The sequence below is a fragment of the Vreelandella songnenensis genome (assembly GCF_003002925.1).
Taxonomy (GTDB): domain Bacteria; phylum Pseudomonadota; class Gammaproteobacteria; order Pseudomonadales; family Halomonadaceae; genus Vreelandella; species Vreelandella songnenensis.
In genome coordinates this window covers 58,150-81,965 of record NZ_PVTK01000002.1, presented here as the reverse complement: position 1 = coordinate 81,965, position 23,816 = coordinate 58,150, and the positions used below count along the sequence as shown (strand labels likewise).

At 61.8% G+C, this 23,816-nt stretch carries 19 protein-coding genes; 14 read left to right on the top strand and 5 right to left on the bottom strand.

Translation table 11 applies throughout. From position 1 onward, the window contains the following. Positions 1–24: 24 nt before the first annotated feature. Positions 25–813: a class I SAM-dependent methyltransferase gene (locus B0H98_RS04900; protein WP_106373958.1), complete on the bottom strand. Its 789-nt coding sequence runs from the start codon at positions 811–813 to the stop codon at positions 25–27. 98 nt (positions 814–911) lie between these two features. On the opposite strand from B0H98_RS04900, the gene gloB reads away from it, so the two are divergent. The 6 genes from gloB to B0H98_RS04870 are packed head-to-tail and all read left to right on the top strand — an operon-like array spanning position 912 to position 8,677. After that, positions 912–1,679: a hydroxyacylglutathione hydrolase gene (gloB, locus tag B0H98_RS04895; RefSeq protein WP_106373957.1), complete on the top strand. Its 768-nt coding sequence runs from the start codon at positions 912–914 to the stop codon at positions 1,677–1,679. Between the two features lie 30 nt (positions 1,680–1,709). Beyond that, positions 1,710–2,921 carry a transglycosylase SLT domain-containing protein gene (locus tag B0H98_RS04890; RefSeq protein WP_106373956.1) on the top strand — a complete coding sequence of 404 codons (1,212 nt, stop codon included), beginning with the start codon at positions 1,710–1,712 and terminating at the stop codon, positions 2,919–2,921. A gap of 33 nt (positions 2,922–2,954) precedes the next feature. Then, a complete protein-coding gene (locus B0H98_RS04885; RefSeq protein ID WP_106373955.1) occupies positions 2,955–4,862 on the top strand; it encodes an extracellular solute-binding protein in 1,908 nt (635 codons plus the stop codon). Between the two features lie 53 nt (positions 4,863–4,915). Continuing rightward, positions 4,916–5,989, top strand: coding sequence for a microcin C ABC transporter permease YejB (locus B0H98_RS04880; RefSeq protein WP_106373954.1), 1,074 nt, complete (start codon positions 4,916–4,918; stop codon positions 5,987–5,989). Between the two features lie 2 nt (positions 5,990–5,991). Further along, positions 5,992–7,077, top strand: a complete 1,086-nt coding sequence (locus tag B0H98_RS04875; protein ID WP_106373953.1) for an ABC transporter permease — start codon at positions 5,992–5,994, stop codon at positions 7,075–7,077. Then, a complete protein-coding gene (locus tag B0H98_RS04870) occupies positions 7,070–8,677 on the top strand; it encodes an ABC transporter ATP-binding protein (RefSeq protein ID WP_106373952.1) in 1,608 nt (535 codons plus the stop codon). Before B0H98_RS04875 ends, B0H98_RS04870 begins: the two co-directional genes overlap by 8 nt. 112 nt (positions 8,678–8,789) lie before the next feature. Here the strand turns inward: B0H98_RS04870 and B0H98_RS04865 are convergent, their stop codons facing one another. Next, positions 8,790–9,494, bottom strand: a complete 705-nt coding sequence (locus B0H98_RS04865) for a pseudouridine synthase (protein ID WP_106373951.1) — start codon at positions 9,492–9,494, stop codon at positions 8,790–8,792. Continuing rightward, a complete protein-coding gene (locus B0H98_RS04860) occupies positions 9,494–10,309 on the bottom strand; it encodes an amidohydrolase (RefSeq protein ID WP_106373950.1) in 816 nt (271 codons plus the stop codon). The genes B0H98_RS04865 and B0H98_RS04860 overlap by 1 nt, the downstream gene beginning before the upstream one ends. Before the next feature lie 71 nt (positions 10,310–10,380). Between B0H98_RS04860 and rarD the strand changes: the two genes are divergently transcribed. Then, the gene (gene rarD, locus B0H98_RS04855) at positions 10,381–11,286 is read left to right on the top strand and encodes an EamA family transporter RarD (protein WP_106373949.1); all 906 of its coding nucleotides are present in this window, start codon (positions 10,381–10,383) and stop codon (positions 11,284–11,286) included. On the opposite strand, the gene B0H98_RS04850 is transcribed toward rarD, so the two are convergent. Then, entirely contained in the window at positions 11,260–12,894 is a 1,635-nt protein-coding gene (locus B0H98_RS04850; RefSeq protein ID WP_422822139.1) for a methyl-accepting chemotaxis protein, read from the bottom strand. The two genes, rarD and B0H98_RS04850, sit on opposite strands and share 27 nt — an antisense overlap. A gap of 243 nt (positions 12,895–13,137) precedes the next feature. On the opposite strand from B0H98_RS04850, the gene B0H98_RS04845 reads away from it, so the two are divergent. The 7 genes from B0H98_RS04845 (at position 13,138) to B0H98_RS04815 (ending at position 22,854) form a co-directional block, all read left to right on the top strand. Beyond that, positions 13,138–14,838 carry a SulP family inorganic anion transporter gene (locus B0H98_RS04845; RefSeq protein WP_106373947.1) on the top strand — a complete coding sequence of 567 codons (1,701 nt, stop codon included), beginning with the start codon at positions 13,138–13,140 and terminating at the stop codon, positions 14,836–14,838. 233 nt (positions 14,839–15,071) lie between these two features. After that, the gene (locus tag B0H98_RS04840) at positions 15,072–16,232 is read left to right on the top strand and encodes a TAXI family TRAP transporter solute-binding subunit (protein ID WP_106373946.1); all 1,161 of its coding nucleotides are present in this window, start codon (positions 15,072–15,074) and stop codon (positions 16,230–16,232) included. Between the two features lie 49 nt (positions 16,233–16,281). Then, the gene (locus tag B0H98_RS04835; RefSeq protein ID WP_106373945.1) at positions 16,282–18,294 is read left to right on the top strand and encodes a TRAP transporter permease; all 2,013 of its coding nucleotides are present in this window, start codon (positions 16,282–16,284) and stop codon (positions 18,292–18,294) included. A 39-nt stretch (positions 18,295–18,333) separates the two neighbouring features. Further along, complete coding sequence (locus tag B0H98_RS04830) at positions 18,334–19,740, top strand: enoyl-CoA hydratase/isomerase family protein (protein ID WP_106373944.1); 1,407 nt, start codon at positions 18,334–18,336, stop codon at positions 19,738–19,740. Positions 19,741–19,742: 2 nt separating this feature from the next. After that, positions 19,743–20,936 (top strand): acyl-CoA dehydrogenase family protein, encoded by a 1,194-nt coding sequence (locus tag B0H98_RS04825; protein WP_106373943.1) that lies wholly within the window; start codon positions 19,743–19,745, stop codon positions 20,934–20,936. A 9-nt stretch (positions 20,937–20,945) separates the two neighbouring features. Beyond that, on the top strand, positions 20,946–22,064 hold the full coding sequence (locus B0H98_RS04820) for an acyl-CoA dehydrogenase family protein (RefSeq protein WP_106373942.1): 1,119 nt from the start codon (positions 20,946–20,948) through the stop codon (positions 22,062–22,064). A 10-nt stretch (positions 22,065–22,074) separates the two neighbouring features. Further along, positions 22,075–22,854 carry an enoyl-CoA hydratase/isomerase family protein gene (locus B0H98_RS04815; RefSeq protein ID WP_106373941.1) on the top strand — a complete coding sequence of 260 codons (780 nt, stop codon included), beginning with the start codon at positions 22,075–22,077 and terminating at the stop codon, positions 22,852–22,854. On the opposite strand, the gene B0H98_RS04810 is transcribed toward B0H98_RS04815, so the two are convergent. Continuing rightward, positions 22,836–23,795, bottom strand: a complete 960-nt coding sequence (locus B0H98_RS04810) for an NAD(P)H-dependent flavin oxidoreductase (protein WP_106373940.1) — start codon at positions 23,793–23,795, stop codon at positions 22,836–22,838. The genes B0H98_RS04815 and B0H98_RS04810 overlap by 19 nt on opposite strands. Positions 23,796–23,816 lie beyond the last annotated feature (21 nt).

Genomic DNA, 23,816 nt, shown 5'->3' with positions numbered 1-23,816 from the left:
TATCCTTTATCAACGGGCATTGGCTTAACGTGTTCTGGGGCGACCGGCGGTGTCTGGCGGATATACATGGGCAGAAGTGCTGCGTGTGGCCCCCAATGAAGAGGAAGGCAGCGGGGTGGGTAATGAAAATCTGACACGCTTGATCGGCGCCGACTGCTGGCGACGCTGCGCCTGAATCATGTAGCTTTCACCCCACGGCAGGTTGTTGCGCCTTCCAAGTGCTTCCCAGCTCTCCCGACAGGTCGCTTTCATCAAACCTCTGAAGCAGCAATAGTCTACGCGTTCGACCTCAAAATCGACAAACGCCAGCCAGTCGCGAAGGCGGCTTGGCTTGTGCCACTGCCCATTATAGGGAAACTCCGAGCTGCGTTTTCGAAGCTTGCGCGTCAGAGCATTCAGGCCCAGCGGGTTGAATCCCATCAACACCAGCCTGCCGTCGTCGGCAGTTACCCGGGCGGCTTCCTGAAGGGCGTGATGCGGGGCATCCAGGTGCTCCAGCCAGTGGTGAATGATCACCACGTTCATGCAGCGATCCGGTAACGCCAGGTGATCCGGAGGGCACACCAGCGTCGATGGGCCGGTCGCCACGCCCAAGGCAGGTGCCCAGCGTATCGGATGGGCAATGGCCGAAACGTTCATCAGTGAAGGGCCCATACCCATTTCAAGGCCATGCCTGCCCGCGCGGTTTTCTATCACAGGCCCCAGGCAGGCACGCTGTACGTCCCAGAGCGCCCGCCCGGCATCCGTCTTCCAGTAGGACTGGCTATCCAGCAGACGCTTGGCCATTACCGTTGCCGGGCTCGAATTTGACATGAACAGCGCTTCCCTCCAGAGTATCGGCTTTTAACGCCTTCTCGACGTATTTTCAACGTACTTAACAGCAGGTTTGCAACCCTAAAAGGATCTCGCCCATGATGAGCGTGACACCGATTCCCGCCCTTAGCGACAACTATATTTGGCTACTGAGACAAGATACCAGTCAAAATGTTTGTGTGGTGGATCCCGGTGAAGCCGATCCCGTCATCGAGCTTCTGGAGCGCGAATCGCTGACCCTCGACACGATCCTGATCACTCACCACCATCATGATCATACCGGGGGCCTTGCCAAGCTGATCAAGCGCTACTCCCCTCACGTGATCGGCCCGGCAAACCCCTCCATCGAAGGTATCGACCAGCGCGTGGGCGATGGGGACACCGTTCGCGTCATGGGCCGCGTATTTGAAGTCATGGCCACGCCCGGCCATACCCTCGATCACATAAGCTTCTACGCCCCCGGCATTCCGGGGCTTCTATTCTGTGGTGATACGCTTTTCTGCGCCGGTTGTGGTCGGTTGTTTGAAGGCTCCCCCGAGCAAATGTTCACTTCATTGAACAGGTTAGCGGAACTCTCTTCCGATACGCTGGTCTTTGCAGCTCATGAGTACACGCAAGCCAACCTTGATTTTGCCAAAGCGGCAGACCCAGAGAATGATGACGTGACATACGCCTTGAACGAGTGTGAAAAGGCCAGGGCACTGGATCGCCCGACCCTACCCAGCACGATAGGACGCGAGCTGAAGATCAATCCCTACCTGCGCGTTGGTACGCAAAGCGTGCGTAACGCCGCCGGTACTCAGGGAGCCAATGACCACGACCTCGCAACGTTTACCACTCTGCGTGAGTGGAAGAATCGTTTTTAAGTACGCTATCGAAACTAAACGAATTTGACTATGACCTATCGAACGATCCGTCAGCGCTTGATGCTGAGCGCTGGCAGCACGGTAATTATGGGCCTGTTGATGGCCGCCGCCGCCAACACACAAGCTTCGTCACCTGCCTATGACGCCTATGCAGATACTCCTGGTAACGACAGCACAGGCGCCGCCAAGCCCGCTTACCCCTCACCGTTTCAAACGAATTTCTGGGAGGCGCTGGATCTTGAGCCCCAGGATGCCTGGACGACCTTGCGTCAGAGCTTTCAATGGCAGGATCTCAAGCTGCCACCCGACGCTCAGGCCCGGGTAGATGAGTGGATCGAGTACTACCGTGCCAGCCCGCAAAACATTGCAACCATCACCGAACGCGCAACACCCTGGCTTGCCTGGATCAGCCAGCAGGTCAGCGAGCGCGGCCTGCCGGGTGAAATTGCTCTGATTCCTTTCGTGGAAAGCTCGTTTGATCCAAGCGCACGTAGCCACCGGGGCGCCGCCGGGTTATGGCAGTTCATGCCGGGGACCGGCGATGCGCTAGGCCTGGTTCGCAACGGCAGTTACGACGGACGGCTCGATGTGATCACCTCCACCGATGCCGCGCTTGACTACCTGGAAATGCAGGCAGACCAGTGGTACGAAGGCGATATCATGCTGTCGCTGGCGGCATATAACGCCGGGGCTGGAACGGTCAACCGCGCGCTGCATCAGGCTCGGAGCCAAGGCGCCAACGCCGATTACTGGGACCTTTCCCTGCCCCGCGAAACCATGCAGTACATTCCCAAGCTGAAAGCGATTGCCACCATCATCGCTGACCCGGCACGTTTCAACGTTTCGCTGCCTGAGATTCACGTAGACCCAGCCTTCGCCAAGGTACACCTGGAGCAGCCGCTGAGCATTGCCCAGGCGTCCAAACTGCTGGATGTCAGCCAGTCGGCGCTGGCCGAGCTAAACCCTGGCCTGCTTAACGGCAGCATCGACCCGCGCAGCGCACAAACGCTTTTGGTGCCTGAAGAAGTCGATACCCAGGTATTAGCTCAGCTTTCGCAAACCACCTCTACAGAGCTGGCCTCGGCCCAGACGCCGGATATCCATCGCGTTGAACGCGGCGATAGCCTGTCGGCCATTGCCAGCCGTTATAATGTTAATCAGAATGACCTGATACGCTGGAATGCCCTCGACCGCCCTGGAGCCCTGCAACCGGGACAACTCCTGACCCTTTCGGGTCGTTGAGTTGCAAGGCTCTGCTGATACGGAATGTAACCCATGCTGCGCGGTGTGCTTTTTGCCAAGTCGCTATTGATCGCAAGCAGTCTGCTGATGAGCTTTTCAGCGACTGCCTCGCCCACAGACGCCGACAGTGTGGACACGGCCAACTTCGCCCCGGCCGACACCGTCAATGCCAACAGCGCGCCGATCGAAACCGTAAACGGCCTGTCGCTTTACGATAGCCCCGCGCTTGCCGAGGATTTCGCCTACTTCCCCCACGTCAACCCGCAGGCGCCCAAGGGCGGCAGTATCATCCACACCGCCGTGGGTTCGAGCTTCGACTCCACCAACCCGTTCATCATTCGCGGCACCCCTGCCACCGGCATCTCGCAGATCTACGATACCCTCATGGTGAGCAACCCGGGGGAGCCGTTCAGCGTCTACGGCCTTCTGGCCGAGGGCGTGCGCCTTGACCCCGAGCGCCGCTGGATCGAGTTCGACCTGCGCCCGGAAGCGCGCTTTCAGGATGGCGAGCCGGTCACGGCTTATGATGTCGTGTTCTCCTTCAACCTGCTGCGCGAAGAAGGCAACCCGTTTTACGCAAGCTACTACGCCGACGTCGACAAGGTACAGGCGCTTAACGAGCACCAGGTGCGCTTCGAGTTCGCAAGCACCCAGTCGCGAGAACTTCCGCTGATCATCACCCAGCTGCCCATTCTGCCCCGCCACTACTGGGAGCCGCGGGATTTCAGCTCGCCGACGCTGGTCGCCCACCCGGGCTCTGGCCCATACCGCATCAGTGAAGTGGACCCGGGTCGGCGCATCGTGTACCAGCGCGATGAAAATTACTGGGGCAAGGATCTGCCGGTCAACGTCGGCCGCTACAATATCGACCGCGTGGTCTACGACTACTACCGTGACCGGGACATTGCCTGGGAAGCGTTCAAGGCCGGGCTGATCGATTTTCGTGAAGATGCCCGCGCCGCCACCTGGGCAATCGGGTATGACTTTCCTGCCTACCGTGAAGGGCTGGTCAAGCGCATCACGGTTCCCGATGTGAACCCATCCTTGATGCAGGCCTTCGTGTTCAATCTGCGCAAGGAGAAGTTTCAGGACCCGCGCGTACGTGAAGCGCTGAGCCTGACCTTCGATTTCCCCTGGCTCAATACCAATATCTTCTACAACGCTTACCGGCGCACAGAAAGCTATTTCCAGAACTCGGAAATGGAAGCCACGGGGCTTCCTTCCGATGAAGAGCTTGCCCTGCTGGAACCCTATCGGGAAGCGCTTCTGGCCTCGCACCGCTCCGAGCGGCTGTTTACCGACCCACTGCCCATCGATGAACCCACGGACCTGCGCGAACGCCTGCGCCGCGCGCTCGAACTGCTGCGTGAGGCGGGGTATGAAATCGAGGACGGCGTGCTGATGCATTCTGAAACCGGCCAGCCGCTGCGTCTTGAAGTGTTGATGTATGACGCCGCACTCGAGCGCGTGGTACAGCCCATGCTGCGTAACATGGCCAGGCTCGGCGTGCAGACGTCCATGCGCATCGTGGATATCAACCAGTACCTCAACCGCCTGCGCAACTACGACTACGATATCGTGACCAGCCACTTCCCCCAGTCCAACAACCCGGGCAACGAGCAGCGCGATTACTGGAGCAGCGCCGCCGCCGAGGCGCCGCAAAGCCGCAATCGTATGGCCTTGGCCCACCCGGCGGTGGACGCGCTGGTCGAGAACATCATCCGCGCCGATAGCCGAGAAACGCTGGATACTGCCACCCAGGCGCTGGATCGCGTGCTGCGCTGGGGCTTCTACGCGATTCCCCAGTACCACTCGGGAGAAACGCGAATCGCCGTCTGGGACAAGTTCGGCTATCAGGAGCCGTTTCCCGAGTACGGCATGGATCTGGATGCCTGGTGGGTGAATACCGAACGTGAAGCGGAACTTCAGCGCCGCAACTGACGCATAACCCAGGCGCGCAGAGCCTGGCTCGCTTATCACTCATGGAGTGTACCGTGGCACGCTATACCCTACGCCGACTGCTACTGATGATCCCGACGCTCCTGGGGATCATGCTGCTGAACTTCATGATCGTTCAAGCCGCCCCGGGCGGCCCCATCGACCAGATGCTGGCACGCTTTGAAGGCGCCAACGCGATGGCCAGCACGCGCCTGGACATGGGCGGCGCGGATATTCAGGTCAATGACGACTCACGCGGCGCCCGAGGGATCGACCCGCGCTTCATCGAACAGCTCGAACAGCAGTTCGGCTTCGACAAGCCCGCCCACGAGCGCTTCATGGGGATGATGGCGGATTACTTGACGCTTGATTTCGGCACCAGCTTCTTTCGCGACCGGCCGGTGGTCGAGCTGATGATCGAGCGCCTGCCGGTATCGATTTCGCTGGGGCTCTGGACGACGCTGCTGGTCTATCTGATCTCGATTCCATTGGGTATTCGCAAGGCGCTGCGCCACGGTTCGCGCTTTGATGTCTGGACCTCGGGGCTTGTGATCGTCGGCTACGCGATTCCGGGCTTTCTATTTGCCATCATGCTGATCGTGGTGTTCGCCGGCGGCAGCTACCTGGACTGGTTTCCGCTGCGCGGGCTTACTTCGCCGGATTTTGCCGATCTTTCTACCTGGGGCAAGGTGAAGGACTACTTCTGGCATATCACACTGCCGGTCGTCGCCGCCGCGATCGGCAGTTTTGCCACCCTCACCATGCTGACGAAGAACAGCTTTCTGGATGAAATTCACAAGCAGTACGTACTCACTGCCCGGGCCAAGGGGGCAACCGAAGGCCGCATCCTGTATGGCCATGTGTTCCGCAACGCCATGCTGATCATCATTGCAGGCCTGCCCGCCGCCATGATCGGCATCTTCTTTACCGGGGCGCTCTTGATCGAGGTCATCTTCTCCCTCGACGGGCTGGGGCTTTTAGGGTTCGAGGCGGTCATGCAGCGCGACTACCCGGTGATCTTCGGCACGCTGTTCCTGTATACCGTGATCGGACTGTTGCTGAAGCTGATATCCGATCTTACTTATGTGTGGGTCGACCCACGCATCGATTTTGCGTCAAGGGAGTCGTGAGCATGGGCTTTATGACATCACGACTGTTTCAAGGACTGTCGCCGATCACCCGGCGCCGTATCGCGGCCTTCAAGGCCAACCGGCGAGCACGCGTTTCGCTCTGGCTGTTTGGCGGGCTGTTCATTCTGAGCCTTGCGGCGGAGCTGATCGCCAATGACAAGCCGCTGATTCTACACTTCGATGGCCAGTGGTACGCACCGCTGCTGGTGGAGTATCCGGAAACCGAGTTCGGCGGCTTTCTGCCCACGCGCACCGATTATCTCGACCAGTTCATCCAGGAGCAGATCCACGACCACGGCTGGGCGCTGTGGCCGGTGATTCCGTTCTCCTACCAGACGCTGGACATGCAGATGACCCGCCCTTCGCCGGCACCGCCGGACCGCCGCCACTGGCTGGGTACCGACGATCAGGGCCGTGACGTGCTGGCCCGAGTCATCTACGGCTTTCGCCTGTCGGTGGCCTTTGCGCTGGTGCTGACCGCGGGTTCGCTGGTGCTTGGCGTGCTGGCCGGCGGCGTGCAGGGCTATTTCGGCGGCAAGGTGGACCTCATCGGCCAACGCATCACCGAGATCTGGTCGGGGCTCCCCGTGCTGTTTCTGCTGATCATCCTGGCCAGCTTCGTGCAGCCGGGGTTCTGGTGGCTCTTGGGCATCATGCTGCTGTTCTCATGGCTGGGGCTGGTCGATATCGTGCGCGCGGAATTCCTGCGGGCGCGTAATCTGGAGTACGTGCGCGCCGCCAAGGCCATGGGCCTGCCGTCACGGCTGATCATGTGGCGCCACGTGCTGCCCAACGCCATGGTGGCCACGCTCACCTTCATACCCTTTCTGTTTACCGGCGCCATCGGCACGCTGACGGCGCTTGATTTTCTCGGTTTCGGCCTGCCACCGGGTGCCCCCTCGCTTGGCGAACTGGCAGCGCAGGGCAAGAACAACCTGCACGCCCCCTGGCTGGGTATCACTGCCTTCATGACGCTGGCCATCATGCTTTCGCTTTTGGTATTCATCGGTGAAGGCCTGCGCGACGCCTTTGACCCGCGCCACGTCAAACAGAGCGCTCGACCCGTACAGGGAGCCCCGCATGCCTGACTCAAACGCTGTAAAGCCGCTGCTGCGGTTGACCGACTTCACCATCGCCTTCGACGGCCACACCGTGGTGGATGCGCTGTCGCTCAGCGTGAACGCCGGCGAAACCCTGGCGATTGTCGGTGAATCCGGCTCGGGCAAGTCGGTTTCGGCGCTTGCCGCGCTCAACCTTCTGCCCGGCAACGCCGAGGTGAGCGGTGAGCGCTGGCTGGAGGATACCGACCTCAACCGCCTTTCCCGCCGGGAGTGGAACGGTGTGCGCGGCAACCGGGTAGGGTTCGTGTTCCAGGAGCCCATGACCTCGCTCAACCCGCTGCACCGTATCGGCAAGCAGATCGGCGAGACGCTGCGCCTGCACCAGGGGCTTGGCGGCAAGGCGGCACGTTTACAAGCCAGGGAGCTGCTCGAACAGGTGAAGCTGCCGCGGGCAGAGGAACTGCTGGACGCCTGGCCCCACCAGCTTTCCGGCGGCCAGCGTCAGCGCGTGATGATCGCCATGGCGATTGCCAACAATCCCGCGCTGCTGATTGCCGACGAACCCACCACGGCACTCGATGTCACCGTGCAGCAGGATATTCTGGCGCTGCTGAAGGAGCTGCGCGACCGCCATGGCATGGGCATGCTGTTCATCAGCCACGACCTCAACCTGGTGCGCCGCTATGCCGAGCGCGTATGTGTGATGTACCAGGGCAAGGTCCAGGAAATCGGCCCGGTGGAAGAGGTGCTTACCCACCCGCAAAGTGACTACACCAAGGCCCTGCTGGCCGCCGAGCCCGAAGGCCGCCCGGCCCCCTTGATCAGTGACGCTCCACTGCTCACCGCGCGGCAGCTCAAGGTCAGTTTCGCGCGCCCCAAGGCAGGGCTTTTCAAGCGCCAGCCACCTCCCTTTGAAGCCGTAAAGGCGGTTGATCTTGCCATCGCCCCGGGCGAGACGCTGGGTATCGTCGGCGAATCCGGTTCCGGCAAGACGACGCTTGCCTCGGCCATCATGCGTCTGGTGCAGAGCCAGGGGGAGATAAATCTGGGCGAGGCGCGCTTGAGCGAGCTTAACGGCGACACCCTGCGCCGCCAGCGTCACCGCTTTCAGATGGTGTTTCAGGACCCTTACGGCGCGCTCTCGCCGCGCATGCCGGTGTTCGATATCGTCAGCGAAGGCCTGCGCTTTCACTACCCGCACCTGACCCAGGACGAAGTAGCCGAGCGGGTGCACCAGACGCTCAAGGAAGTCGGCCTGCCGGAAAGTGGCGCAGCGCGTTACCCGCATGAATTTTCCGGCGGGCAGCGCCAGCGCATTGCCGTGGCCCGGGCGATCATTCTCGAGCCTGAGCTTTTAGTGCTGGACGAGCCGACCTCGGCGCTGGATCGCACGGTGCAAAAGCAGCTGGTCACCCTGCTGCGCCAGCTGCAGGAACGCCGCAAGCTGAGCTATCTGTTTATCAGCCACGACCTGGCCGTGGTACGCGCCGTAGCGCACCGCATCATGGTGTTAAAAGAGGGTGAAGTGGTCGAACAGGGGCCCTGCCTGGACGTGCTGGCCTCGCCTCAACACCCCTATACCCAGGCGCTGATTGCCGCCGCCCACCTGCGCGAATTTTCTGCCTGACGCCTGTCTACCTGATTCAAGCTTCAGGCGTCTACAAATGATCACATACACAAGATAACGGTATAATATAGAGGTGTCTGACAGCGCCCGGTCAAGGGCGCTGGGCCAGGTTCTAGAAGCTGGCGATCTCTTCGGCGCTGAGTTCGCGCCATTCGCCGGGGGCCAGATCGTCGGGCAGGGAAATGTCGCCAATCGACTGACGATGCAGTTCGTTGACGTGATTACCGAGAGCGGCAAACATCCGCTTGACCTGATGGTAGCGCCCTTCGGTCAAGGTCAGTTCGGCGCGCTGGGGGGTGATGAAGCGAAGCGTCGCGGGCTTGGTCGGCGTATCCTCATCGTCGAGCAGAATGCCCTGGGCCACCTGTTCGATGGCGTGCTCGGCAGCGCTGCCCTCCCAGGGCTCGGCAAGCTCGGCGATATACACCTTGGCGCAGCGGTGCTTGGGCGAGGTCACGCGGTGGGACCACTGGCCATCATCGGTCAACAGCAAAAGCCCGGTGGTATCCACATCCAGACGCCCGACCGGCTGCAGCCGCTCCACCTTGGGCAGGTCGATCAGATCGATCACCCGGGGGTAAAGCCCGCGCCGTGCAGTGCACTCGACGTCCGTCGGCTTGTGCATCATCAGGTAGCGAAGCCCGACCAGAGAGAGCGTCTCGCCGTTGAGCACCACCTCATCCTGCTCGGTGTCGATGTGCGTTGACGCCTGCTTGACCGGCTCGCCGTTCAGCGTCACTTCGCCATTCTTGAGCGCCCGCTTGGCGAGGCTGCGGGTCAAGGGGCTGGTTTCACTCAAAAAGCGGTCAAGGCGCATTATTGACCCACCCCTGGCAGCAGCGAAAAGCGGTCGGCATCTTGCCAGGCTGGAAATTTTTCACGAAAAGCATCGAGTTCCGTTTTATCGAGTACGCCCGTTTCAATGAACGGGGTATGGGCGGGACGGTCGATCAAGGGCTCGCCCTTGAAATCGATCAGCATGGAGTCGCCGCTATAGGCCAGCCCCTTGGCATCTTCGCCCACCCGATTAACACCCACCACATACGTGAGGTTTTCAACCGCGCGGGCCTGAAGCAGTGTCCGCCAGGGCATCCGGCGCGGGGCGGGCCAGTTGGCGACGCAAAGTAGCGCATCATACTCGAAGTGCTCGCCTTCTGCCGGTTGCTGGCGCGTCCAGACCGGAAAGCGCAGGTCGTAACATACGCTGAGCAGCAGCTTGAAGCCCTTGAGCTCGACGATCTGGCGCGTCTTGCCCATGCCGTAGCGCTCGTGTTCGCCGGCCATGCGAAATAGATGGCGCTTGTCGTAATGGCTTATTTCGCCCTCCGGCGTGGCCCAGATCATTCGATTGTAGTACTGGCCGTCATCCTTGATGGCCACGCTTCCCGTCATCACGCATCCGCGCGCCTTGGCCTGCGCCTTGAGCCAGGCAACGCTTGCACTCTCGTTCATCGGCTGGGCCATTTCCCGGGAGTTCATGGTAAAGCCGGTGGCGAACATCTCGGGCAGCACGATCAGGTCGGTATCGCGGCTATCAAGCTCGCCCAGCAAACGCTCCAGGTGGGCATGATTGGCCTCGGGGTCTTCCCAGCGCAAATCGCACTGTACAAGGCTCGTTTTCAGCTGCGTCATGCTACTTCTCCTTTCACCGGTGTGTTGTCATATTGTGTGATAGATTAGCATTTTTAAATAATGAGGCTGCTATGCACTCCCCTTCCGTTCGCGACCCACAGGCAGCCAAAGGCGTCACCTTCGGTTTGACGGCTTACATCATGTGGGGCTGTTTTCCGCTCTACTTTGCGCTGTTCGAGGGCATCCCGGCCTTGGAAGTGCTGATTCACCGCATCCTCTGGTCCTGCGTGTTTCTGGTGGGGTTGATCACGCTTTTAAAGCGCTGGACACCGGTCATCGCCGCTCTGAAAGCGCCGCGCCGGCTGGGCCGGGTACTTATCTGTGCGCTTCTGATCGGCGCCAACTGGGGACTTTATATCTACGCGGTGGAGAGCCGTCAGGTGCTGCAGGCAAGCCTGGGCTATTTTCTGACGCCTTTGGTCAACGTGGCGCTCGGCATGCTGGTGCTCCGGGAGGTCATGGCGCGGCTACAGCTGGTGGCGCTGGGGCTTGCAAGCCTTGCCATCATCATCCAGTTTGCCATGCTGGGCGAGCTGCCCTGGATCAGCCTGATGCTGGCGCTGAGCTTTGGCAGCTACGGGCTTTTCCGCAAGCAGATACCGCTGGATGGCCTGTCCGGACTGTTCGTGGAAACCCTGCTGCTCTTCCCGCTGGCACTTCTGGCGCTGACCTGGCTCAGCCTGCAGGGCGAATCGCACTTCCTGCATGACGCGCCCATGAGCGTGCTGCTGGTCTCGAGCGGTGTAGCCACGGCGCTTCCGCTGCTGGCCTTTGCTGGCGCGGCCCGGCGGCTGCGCCTCTCGACCCTGGGGTTTTTGATGTACATCAATCCAAGCATCCAGTTTCTGATTGCCCTGTTCATATTCGGCGAGTCGCTGGGCACCATTCAACTGGCTACCTTCGTGATGATCTGGCTGGGCCTTGCGCTCTACTCCTGGTCGTCCTGGCAGTCACGCCCGCGCCAGGCGGTGGACTGAAGCAGAACGCTGATGCGCCAGCGGCAACGCCGTTTCAGTCGAGCGCTCTGGCTGATAGCCGACCCGAAAACCGCCCCAGTGCCTGCCGTTGATATAGATGGGCACCGAGAGGTCATGCATGATCTCACCGGTATCGCGCTTGTAAGTTTGCAGCAGCAGGGGCTGAGTATGCGCTCCACAGCGGCTGCCCGTGGCATCATCGAAAATGCGCTTGCTGCGGCAGTACTTGAGATCATGAGCGTAATCGCCGGTCGGCTCCCGGCTGACACTGGCATTATGCGTGGGCACGTAGCCGTTGCGGTCGCAGGCAATGGCGTAGCTTAACCCGTACTGCTCCAACAGCGGCTCCTGAAGTGCCGGCAGGTGCTGGTCGGTGAAGGCATCGAAGCCGGTGCGATAAAGCGGCGGCCGCGTGCCGGGGATGGCCTGATAATCCGGCTGAAATAGTGCCTGGGCGGTCAGCTCACCCCGGGCAATGGCTTTTTCAAGCAGCTTGCCCAGATGATCGGCAGCCTGGCGGGCCGCACTAAACACGTCCTGGTGTCGCCCTTTCAGGCGCTGCTGCGCAAGCTCCCCATCCACGCCTTCGGCGGCCTCCATCAAGGCCCGCGCCTGGCCAGCCAGGTCGTGCATGTTGCGGTTACCCTCGTCGACATCGGCTTCCAGCTGGTGCAGGCTCTCGGCGACGGTCTGGCTGTGCGCCTTGGTGCTCTCCATGGACTCGGCAACGCCGGTAATTTCGAGCTGGACCTGATCGAACTCCCGGGTCATCGTGCCCACGCCTTCGCCCACCGTTTGCAGACTTTCGGCACGTTCGCGCACGCGCGTCATCAGTGAACCCAGGGTCACCGCTACCTGCTGACCGCTATGATGCATATCCTTGACCAGCGTTTCGACACTTTGAGTAGCGGTCGAGGTCTTCAACGCCAGGCTGCGCACTTCCCCGGCCACCACGGCAAACCCACGCCCGTGCTCTCCCGCCCTGGCGGCCTCGATAGAAGCGTTGAGCGACAGAAGGTGGGTCTGTTCGGCGATGCCCTCGATCATGGAGGTCACGTTACGCACCCGTTCGATCTTGTCATTGAGCGCGTTGAGCATGGCAAGCGCCTGATCGGAGCGCTGGGCCACCTCGCTCATGTCGCGGATGATGGCAGACAGCTCATCGCGGTTGTGATGCCCGGCCTGACGCGCGTTTTCCGCAAGCGAAGCAACCTGGGTGGCGCTGGCGCTGACCTGCAGGATGGCGGTGTTGATGGCACTCATGCTCGAAGAGGCTTCGCGGACCATGGCCTCCTGCTGGTTCAAGCGCTGGTCCATCAGATCGGCGTAGTGGGAGACTTCTGCCGAAGCGATGGCCGTGCTGCTGGCACGTCCCATCAGCCGATAGGCCATGGCCTTGAGCGAGCCGTAATCGCGTAGCGGTTTGACGCCGCGAACCTGGGTCAGACGCTCCGGGTCAGCCATGTAGATGCCTGATAGCGCGCTCACGACCAGCCCGGCCCCGGCCAGCAGGGCGCACAGCAGCGCCACATACTCAAGGCCGTTGGAATAGGACACAAGCTCGATGGCCAGCACCAGCAGCATCAAGGGCGCCAGTATACGTAGCACTGATAAAGATCGTCGCCGCATGGAAAGAACTCTTTTGTAATTGATGTTATTGAGCGCTTGAATACTGGACTACTACATCTTCAGTCAGCTTAACGGGTTACGAGTATGATGGAAGTTACACTTTGGGAGCAGGAGAGCCGGTTAATTTTGTCATCGATACCGCAAAGCGATGGCGAACGCGTTAATATTAGCGTCTAACTAAAGAACGTTCGGTTCTTAAACCTTCTCGACGGCCCGGAACCCATGCTCAAGCGCTACCTACCCATTCTTACGTGGCTACCCCATTACCACAGGCGCCTGCTGGGTGCTGATCTACTGGCGGGGCTGATCGTGACCGTCATGGTCATTCCCCAGTCGCTGGCCTACGCGCTGCTGGCCGGGTTACCCGCGGTCGTGGGCCTGTACGCCAGCATTCTGCCGCAGCTTCTCTACACCGTCATGGGCACCAGTCAAACGCTGGCCGTGGGGCCGGTGGCGATCATCGCGCTGATGACCGGGGCGGCGCTCTCCTCAGTGGCCGAGCCGGGGTCGGCCATGTATCTGGACGCTGCGCTGATCCTCTCGCTGCTCTCCGGCATGATACTGGTCGTGATGGGCGCGCTGAGAATGGGCTTTTTCAGTAACTTTCTGAGCCATCCGGTCATTTCCGGGTTCCTGACCGCCTCGGGCATTCTGATCGCGGTCAGTCAGCTGGGCAGCCTGCTGGGAATCTCCAGCAGCGGCTTTACCCTGGTCGAACGACTGATGACGCTGACGCCCAACCTTGCAGGCATCAACCCTTACACCTTGATGATCGGCGTCGGCACGCTGGCGTTTCTGATCGGCATGCGCCGCTTTGGCAAGAACCTCCTGACGGGTGTGGGCCTGCCCGGAGGGCTTGTCGATCTCATCACCAAGGCTGGCCCCGTCTTTGCCGTGGTGGCCACCACGCTAATGACCTGGCACTGGCAGTTGGCCGACCAGGGGGTGGCCGTGGTGGGCGATATCCCCAGCGGCCTGCCGGCGTTGAGCTTTCCCTGGGGAGATAGTTCGCTGTGGCGCGCACTGCTGGTGCCAGCGCTCTTGATCAGCCTGGTGGGCTTTGTCGAATCGGTCTCCATGGGCCAGATGCTGGCTGCCAAGCGGCGCCAGCGCATTTCCCCCAATCAGGAGCTGATTGGCCTGGGCGCGGCCAACCTGGCGGCAGGGGTCACCAGCGGCATGCCGGTCACCGGCGGGCTGTCACGCACGGTGATCAATTTCGACGCCGGCGCGCAGACCCCGGCGGCGGGTGCCTTTGCAGCACTGGGTATCGCGCTGATCACGCTTTCGTTTACCGGCTGGCTCTATTATCTCCCCATCGCCACGCTCGCCGCGACCATCACCGTCTCGATTCTGACCCTGGTGGACATCCCCATGCTGCGCCAGACCTGGCGCTATTCGCGCAGCGACTTTGCCGCCATGGCGGTCACCATTGTGCTGACGCTGGTGGAAGGCATCGAGGCGGGCCTCATCGGCGGCGTGACGCTTTCGATTGCACTGTTTCTGTACCGGACCAGCCGCCCGCACAGCGCCCTGGTGGGCCGGGTACCGGATACCGAGCACTTTCGCAATATCGAACGCCACGACGTGCAGGCGCCTACCAATGCAGCACTCTTGCGTATCGATGAAAGCCTCTATTTCGCCAACGCCCGCTATCTGGAAGATACCGTCTACAACCTGGTGGCCAGCCGCCCGGAGCTTGAGCACGTGGTGCTGATCTGCTCGGCGGTCAACCTGATCGATGCCTCGGCACTCGAGAGCCTGGACGCCATCAATGCCCGGCTGAAGGATTCGAACGTCAAGCTTCACCTCTCCGAAGTAAAGGGCCCGGTCATGGACAGGCTCAAGAACAGCGATTTTCTCGACGCGCTGACCGGCCGGGTGTTTCTAAGCACCTATGCAGCGTGGCGTGAATTTTCCTAGTGATCTCCCCTCTTCTTTACTAAAAAGTCTTTACTAAAAAGCCAGGCCGATGCCTGGCTTTTTAGTCTGCCCGTGGTCTTGACGCGTGCCCACCGAGATAACGGCGTTGACATATCACCGGCGGCTTCACTACTATCAATCGACAATTTGCAAAACGATATACCGCACAGCAAAACAGCATGTAACTCAACGTAATTTATTCCGCCTCACAACCATAATAAAGGAGCCTATCAATGCGCCCATTTGCTCAATACCTGCTGATCGCCGCTTTCCCCCTGTCGCTGCTTGGTTCTGCAGTCAGCCAGGCAAGCGACGTCGAGCTTCCCAGCACCATGGCCTGGACCGCCTACGGTACCAACTCCAGCGGCTACGCCCAGGCAGTTGCCATCGGCAATATGCTGCAGAATAAATACGACTCGTCAGTACGTATTCTGCCGGGTGAAAACGACGTGTCGCGCATGACCCCGCTGAAGCAGGGGCGCGTCGATTTGTGCGCCTGTGGGATCGCCAGCTACTACGGAATGGAAGGGGTGATGATGTTCGCCGACCGTGACTGGGGACCCCAGCCGATCCGCGTGATCACCACCTCCACCGCCTCCTTCGGCCTCTCCCTGGCCGTAGCCGGCGACCTGAACGTCGAAACGCCGGCGGATCTGGCGGGCAAGCGCATTGCCTATATCCGGGGTGATGATGCGCTCAACAAGGGTACCGAGGCGTATCTGGCCTTTGGTGGGCTGACCTGGGACGACGTGGAGCGAGTGGACTACCCGGGCTACGCCCGCTCGTTCGACGGCATCATTGCCGGCGATGTGGACGCCTCTTTCACTACCACCGTCACCCCGCCTGCCCAGCAGCTGGCCAGCAGCCCGCGCGGCATCAGCTGGCCGGTGCTGGACCCCGATGACGAGGCAGGCTGGGAGCGCATGGCCGCCGTGGCACCCTACTTCCGCCCGCACGAAGTGACTGCCGGTGCCGGCGATATCAGCGCCGACAATCCACTGGCGAGTGCCAGCTACCCGTACCCTATCGTGGTTGCCAATCAGGACCTGGAAGACAACGTTGCCTATGGCCTGATCAAGGCGCTGCAGGAGAACTACGACGACTACAAGGATAACGCCCCGGGCGCCAACGGATACGCCCTGGAGTACCAGGACCTACAGTGGGTCGTGCCGTTTCATGATGCGGTCGTCGAGTACTACAAGGAAATTGATGTGTGGACCGACGAGATGCAGGCACACCAGGACCAGCTGGTCGAACGCCAGCAGGTGCTGATCGACGCCTGGGAACAGTTCCTGCAAGAAGCCCCGAGCGATAACGACGCCTTTGCCAGCGAGTGGATGAGCGCCCGCGCAAGCGCTCTGAGCGATGCCGGTTTCGAGCCGATCTTCGAGTGACACGCCACGGGGCGGCGCCCGCCGCCCCTGCTGATTGATGGAACGCCCTATGACCACCCATACTCCCCCTGCCGATCAACAGCAGGTCAAAGAAAAGATCAGCCAGATTCGCGAGCTTCCCCCGGCGCTACGCTGGATCCCGGCCTTCATTACCGTGCTGTTGATGCTGATGACCCTGGACTATCTGTTCAACACCGGTCTTTTGACCTTCGTGACAGGGCTCGAAACGCAGTTCTATTACGCCGTGGTGGCGCTGCTGCTACCGTTGGTCTTTCTGCTCTGGCCATTGAGCAGCCGTCAGCAGGACAGACCCATCCCCTGGTACGACTATCTGCTGAGCGCCGCAACGCTCGCGGTAGGCGGCTACTTCGTCTATAACGCCGTGCCCATTCTCGAACGCGGCTGGGCATTTTCCGCCCCGGACCTGGCCATCTACGCAAGCTACGCCTATTGGCTCTTGATCATCGAAGCGGCCCGCCGGGCGGGTGGGCTGCCCATCGCCATCATTGCCGGTCTGTTTTCGCTCTACCCGCTGGTCGCCGATATCGTGCCCGGCCCGATCCAGGCCTTCCCCTCCACGCTTGAACAGACCGCGATGTATCACACCATGAGCACCGAAAGCATCATGGGTGTGCCGCTGCAAGCCTTTGCCGGGCTGGTCATCGGCTTTCTGGTCTTTGGGGTGGTGCTGCAAAAAAGCGGCGGCGGCAAGTTCTTCATCAATCTGGCGTTTGCACTGCTGGGGCATGTGCGCGGCGGCCCTGCCAAGGTATCGATTTTCTCGAGCGGTCTGATGGGTTCGATGAGCGGCAGCGTGATCAGTAACGTCTTGACTACCGGCGTGCTGTCGATCCCCGCCATGCGGCGGATCGGCATGAGCCGCTCGTTTGCCGGCGGGGTGGAAGCCTGCGCCTCTACCGGCGGGGTGCTGATGCCGCCGGTGATGGGCGCCACTGCCTTCGTCATGGCGATGTTTCTGGATATTCCCTACTCCGCCGTGGCGCTGGCCGCGGTCATCCCGTCGATTCTCTACTTTCTAGGCCTGTTCATCCAGATCGACGCCTACGCCGCGCGTAACGACATCAAGGGCCTGCCCGCCGTGGAGCTGCCCTCGCTGAAACAGACGCTGAAAGAGGGCTGGTACTTCATCTTTGTCTTCGCCCTGCTGGTATGGATGCTGCTGGTGATGCAGCGCGAAGCCGTCGCCCCCTTCTATGCGACTGCGCTTCTGCTGGTGCTCAACCAGCTCTCCCGGCACAACCGCTGGGGCTGGTCGGACGTGGCCGACACACTCTCCTCGGCGGCCAAGCTGTTCGCCGAGCTGATCGCGATTCTGGCCGGTGTGGGCATGCTGGTGGGCGCGCTTTCCATGACCGGGCTCTCCGGCACCATCGCCAACGACTTCATCAATATCGCCGGTGGCAGCGTGCCGCTTCTGTTGATCATGGGCGCGGTCACGAGTTTCGTGCTGGGTATCGGCATGACCGTTACCGCCGCCTATATCTTCCTGGCGGTCGCGCTGGCCCCGGCATTGATCCAGGGCGGCGGGCTGGACCCGATGGCGGTACACATGTTCATTCTGTACTGGGGCATGCTGAGCTTTATCACCCCGCCGGTAGCACTCGGCGCCTTTGCTGCGGCCACGGTGGCCGGCGCCCGCCCCATGGCTACCGGCCTGCAGGCCATGCGCCTGGGTAGCGTGATCTACTTCATTCCGTTTCTGTTCGTGCTCAACCCGGCGCTGATCATGCAGGGCGCGCCGCTGTTGATCGTGGCCGTGTTCATCCAGGCGGTCGTGGGCATCATCCTGTTCGCCTCGGCAATGCAGGGCTACCTGATGGGCGTGGGCAGGCTCGGTTTTGGGGCGCTGCAGGAGATCGTCATCCGCGCCCTGGTACTGATTGCGGGGCTTTTGCTGGCCCTGCCCGGCGGCGGCATGGTACCGCTTAGTCAGCTTGAGCTGATTGGCCTGGCGCTTGCTGCTTTGCTACCGGGTATTTTACTGGCGCGCCTGAGTCAAAAACGCCACCAGCGTTTGCTGATCTCACTTAGCCCCACTTGATAATCAAATGTTCACTATACAAAACAGAGCGAGTAAGCCATGACCGTCTCGTATCAGCGCCACGGCGATATCGGCATCATCGAAATCGACAACCCGCCCGTCAATGCGCTGAGCCATACCGTGCGCAGCGGCTTGATCGACGCGCTTGATGAGGGCATTGCCGACCCTCAAACCCAGGCACTGGTGCTGCTGGCAAGCGGGCGTACCTTTATTGCCGGCGCGGACATTCGCGAATTCGGCAAGCCTTCCCAGGCGCCGATACTGCCCGAGGTCATCACCGCGCTCGAAGCCAGCCCCAAGCCACTTATCGCCGTACTCCACGGCACCGCCCTGGGTGGCGGGCTGGAAGTGGCGCTGGGGTGTCACTATCGGGTTGCTCTGGAAGGCACGCGCGTGGGCCTGCCAGAGGTGAAACTGGGGCTTCTGCCCGGCGCCGGTGGCACCCAGCGCCTGCCGCGCCTGGCCGGGGTGTCGCTGGCATTGGATATCATCACCAGCGGGCGCTTCCTGGACGCCGATGAAGCGCTTGCCGCGGGTATCATCAATGCGCTAAGCACAGCACAAACGCCTCTGGATGCAGGTCTTGCAGCGGCGCAGGACGCCGTGGCCGGGCGTATCCAGCCCCGGGTGACCGGCGAGCTGCCTGCCCCAGCGCCCGATGCTGATGCTATCGCGGCGACCAGAGCGCGTCTGGAGCGTGAGGCGCCCGAGCTTTTCTCGCCGTTTCGCATCGTCGAGGCCGTCGAGGCGTGTACTACCTCAGCGTCGCTTCAGGAAGGTCTCGACCGCGAACGAGCGCTTTTCATGGCGTGCATGGAGTCGCCCCAGCGCGCCGGACTTATTCACCTGTTCTTCGCCGCGCGCAGCCCCCACCAGGTGCCGGATATCGAAAACGCCGAACCGTTCAAGCGCCTCGCCTTGATCGGCAAGCACCCGCTGTTCGAGAAGCTTCAAGCGGCCGCGCCGCGCGCCGGGCTCGAGCTTGCCGGCGCCCCGAACGCGGACACCGAGCTCTGCATCCTCGCCCCCGATGCCACGGCTGACGGCTGCCCATCAAGCGCCGTGCGTTTAACGCTCGAGCATCTCGGGCAAGGCGAATCCGATACCGGGCTGAGTCTGGTACTCGCCGAAAGCGGTGCGTTTCATGAGCTGGTCAATCACGGCGTCGATGGCCTGGCCCAGCAGCGCGTCGCGCTCACGTTAAAAGCGCTGCGCCTGAACGTGGTAGCCAGCAGACAGAAAAGCCTACTCGGCACGCTCAGCGCCGCCGCGCAGGGGGACGCTGAAAAAGCCCAGACGGCGCTGGAAGCCGCGAGTCTGGGCATCGTCGAGCGCGGCGAATGCTACCGGGAAAGCGATATCGACCTGCTGGCCGTGGAAGCGTTGAACTATCCGCGCCACCTGGGCGGACCGCATCGCCAGGCCACGCTTGCCAAGGAATCCTGAACATGAACCTTACCTTTAGTCCCGAAGAGCAGGCCTTCCGTGCCGAGGTCCGCCAGTTCCTGACCGATACTTTGCCCGACGATATCCGCGAGCGCGTGCGACTCGGGCGCCATCTGCGCGCCGACGATCATCTGCGCTGGCAGACCCTCCTCAGCGAGCAGGGCTGGCTCGGCGCCAACTGGCCTGTCGAGCACGGGGGGCCGGGCTGGGGTCCGGTGCAGCGCCATATCTTCGATGAAGAGTGCGCCGCCGCCCACGCCCCTACCGTAGTGCCCTTCGGAGTAAACATGGTGGCGCCGGTGATCATGAAGTTCGGCACCCCCGAGCAGCAGGCGTACTATCTGCCGCGCATTCTCGATAACCGGGACTGGTGGTGCCAGGGCTACTCCGAGCCCGGCGCCGGCTCGGACCTGGCCAGCCTGACTACCCGCGCCGTACGCGACGGCGATCACTACGTGGTCAATGGCCAGAAGACCTGGACTACCCTTGGCCAGCACGCCAACATGCTGTTTTGCCTGGTGCGCACCGACCCGGCCGCCAAGAAGCAGGCCGGTATCAGCTTTTTGCTGATTGACATGCAGACGCCGGGCATCACGGTGCGCCCGATCATCACGTTCGACGGCGCGCATGAAGTCAACGAAGTCTTTCTGGATAACGTGCGCGTACCGGTCGAGAACCGCGTGGGCGAAGAGGGCCAGGGCTGGACCTGCGCCAAATTTCTGCTTACCCACGAGCGAACGGGCATCGCCGGGCTGGGTCATGCCAAGCAGGCGCTGCGCCATTTGAAGTCGCTGGCGGGCCGTGTCGAGCACCGCGGCAAGCCTTTGCTGGAACTGCCAAGCTTTCGCCAGCGTGTAGTGAAAGCCGAGCTCGAGCTGATGGCGCTCGAGGTAACCAATCTGCGCGTGATTGCCGCCGCGCGTGACGGCGGCGCCCCGGGCGCGGAAAGCTCACTTTTGAAGGTGCGTGGCTCGGAGCTTCGCCAGGAACTCAGCGAGCTGACCCGGCGGGCGCTTGGCCCGGCGGCCGTCGCGTTCTTTCCCGACTTTCTCTATCGCGACGAACCGCTCGATGCGGCCTACGCCGAACGTGCGGCAGCCAGCGCCCAGTACTTCAACCGGCGCAAGCTTTCGATTTACGGCGGGGCCAACGAGATACAAAAAGGCATCGTCGCCAAAACCATTCTCGGCATGTAAGGGGACACCATGGATTTTGCTTTAACCGACGAGCAGCGCATGCTTGAAGAGACGCTGACCCGCCTGGTGGCGGACCGCGTCTCGCCGGAACAGCGACGCGCGCGGCTCCAGGCGCCCTCGCCCGGCGCCTCTTCGCTGTGGCAAACCTTCGCCGAGCTCGGCCTTCTGCACATGCCTTTCAGCGAAGAAGCCGGCGGACTTGGCGGCGATGGCACCGACCTGATGATCATCCTGCAGGCGCTTGGCCGGGGCTTGGTGCCGGAACCCTACCTGTTCGGGCTGGTGCTGCCGGGTACGCTCTTGGCGCTGACCGGCGATGATGCCCAGCGCGCGCGCTGGCTCGCGCCGCTGCTGGAGGGCGAACATCAGCTGGCGCTCGGCTGGCAGGAGATCGCCGCACGCTATGACGCCCAGGCCATTACTACCCAAGCACGTCAGAAAGAGGGTCAGTGGCATCTCAGCGGCCGCAAGGATCTGGTCGTGAACCTGGGCGCTGCTGCCGCCACACTGGTCACTGCAAAGCTCGAAAGCGGCAAGCTGGGGCTGTTCGTGGTGCCTGCGGGCACTCACGGCGCTCGCAGCTTTACCTATCAGACCATGGACGAGCAGCCCGCCGGGGATCTTACGCTCGAGGATGTCTTGCTTGCCCAGGAGCACTGCCTGAGCGAGGACGTGGAAAGCGCGCTCGACGAGGCGCTTGCCATTGGCCGCGCCGCGCTCTGCGCCCAGGCCATTGGCGCCATGGAATCCGCCTGCGACCAGACCCTTGCGTATCTGAAAGAGCGCAAGCAGTTCGGGGTGCCTCTGGCGACATTTCAGGCGCTGCAGCACCGCATGGTGGATATGCATCTGCACCTGGAGCAGTCCCGTTCCATGGCGATTCTGGCAGCCACCAGCCTGACGCTTGCAAATGATGAGCGCGACTACAGGGTCGCCGCGGCAAAAGCGTACTGCGGCGAGTCGGCGCGCTTTATCGCCGAACAGGCGATTCAACTGCACGGTGCCATGGGCATGACCGACGAGTGCCATGTGGCCGCCTACGCCAGGCATCTGATAATGTTCGATCACTACCTGGGCGATAGCGACTATCACCTGGAGCACGTCAGTGATCGACTCAGCGCCGCTTAAGGAGCGTTAAATGACTTCACAAACCGGTAACGTTGTCACCACCACTGATCTGGAAGGCGGCGTGGTGGAAGTGGCGATCAGCAGGCCAGACGTGCGCAATGCACTCAACGAGGAAACCGCCCTGGCACTCAATGAAGCGCTGGCGCGGGTGGCTGACGATCCCAGCGTGCGCTGCGTGATTCTGCGCGGTGAAGGCAGTGCGTTCTGCGCAGGCGCCGATCTTGCCGAGTTCGAGAAAGCCGACGCCCGGCCCGCCAGCGAGCGGCTGGCAACGCTATTCCTGCCTGCGCTGAAAAGTCTGATGGCCATGGAGAAACCGGTCATCGCCGCGGTCAGTGGTGCCGCGGCGGGCATCGGGGTCTCCTACGTACTGGCCAGCGATATGGTGGTCATGGGCCGCTCGGCCTACCTGAAACTCGCCTTCATCAATATCGGGCTGATCCCCGACGGCGGTGCCTGCTGGCATCTCGCAAGAAAGCTGGGCCACGCCCAGGCGTTCGAGATGGCAGCACTTGCCACGCCCATCGATGCCGAGCGCTGCCAGGCGCTGGGGCTTGCCAATCGTGTGGTAGAAGATGACGAGGTGGTGGCCCAGGCGCGTGAGCTTGCCCATCAATTGGTCGTGCAATCACCAAAGGCTCTGGCGGCAACCAAGCGTGCGCTGCGCGAGGCCGCCGGGCTTTCGCTGGATGACACCCTGCGTCTGGAAGGCGAACTTCAGGATCAATGCAAGGCCACCGACGATTTCAAGGCGCGCGTTGCGGCGTTTCGTCAAAGCCGGCGCAGGTGATCCAGAGCCTTTTGATAATCCGCCTTCAGCGTGGCCACTTCATCGGCCACGCTGCCGAGTGTATCGATGGCGCCCACGCCCTGACCCGCGCCCCAGATATCCCGCCAGGCCTTTGATTTGCTGCTCCCGCCGGAGCCGTAGCGCATCGCGCTCTTGTCACTTTCGGGCAGCGCGTCCGGGTCAAGCCCCGCCTGCTCGATGCTCTGGCGCAGATAGTTGCCGTGTACGCCGGTAAACAGATTGGTATAGACAATATCCGCCGCCGCCGCGTCCAGCACCATCTGCTTGTATTCGGGCTGAGCGCGGGCCTCCCGGGTTGCGATAAAGCGCGTGCCCATATACACGAGATCAGCTCCCAACGCGCGCGCCGCAGCAATCTGCTCGCCTTTGGTGATGGCGCCAGCAAGCACCAGAGGCCCGTCGAAGAACCGGCGCACCTCGGCCACGAAGGCAAACGGATTCAGCCGCCCGGCATGGCCGCCGGCGCCCTGGCATACCAGAATCAGGCCATCGACACCGGCATCCACCGCCTTTCTGGCGTGGCGCAGCGTGGTCACATCGTGAAATACAAGCCCGCCATAGCCATGCACCTGCTCGACCACCCGATTCGGCGCATGCAGGCTGGTAATCACCAGCGGCACCTCGAACTCGGCGCAGAGCGCCACATCGTGCTCGAGCCGGTCGTTGGTGGGGTGCACGATCTGATTCACCGCAAAAGGGGCTGCCGGGGCATCGGGATGCGCTTGATTGTACTGCGCCAGGTGCTGGGTGATCTGTGCAAGCCACTCGCGCAGCACCTCGGCCGGGCGGGCATTGAGGGCGGGAAACGCACCGATGATACCCGCCTGGCACTGGGCAATGACAAGCTCCGGGCCCGAGACGATGAACATGGGCGAGCCAATGACCGGCAGGTGCAGGGAAGCGGTAAGTTTATCCATCATGGGCATCTCGAGGGTCGAGGG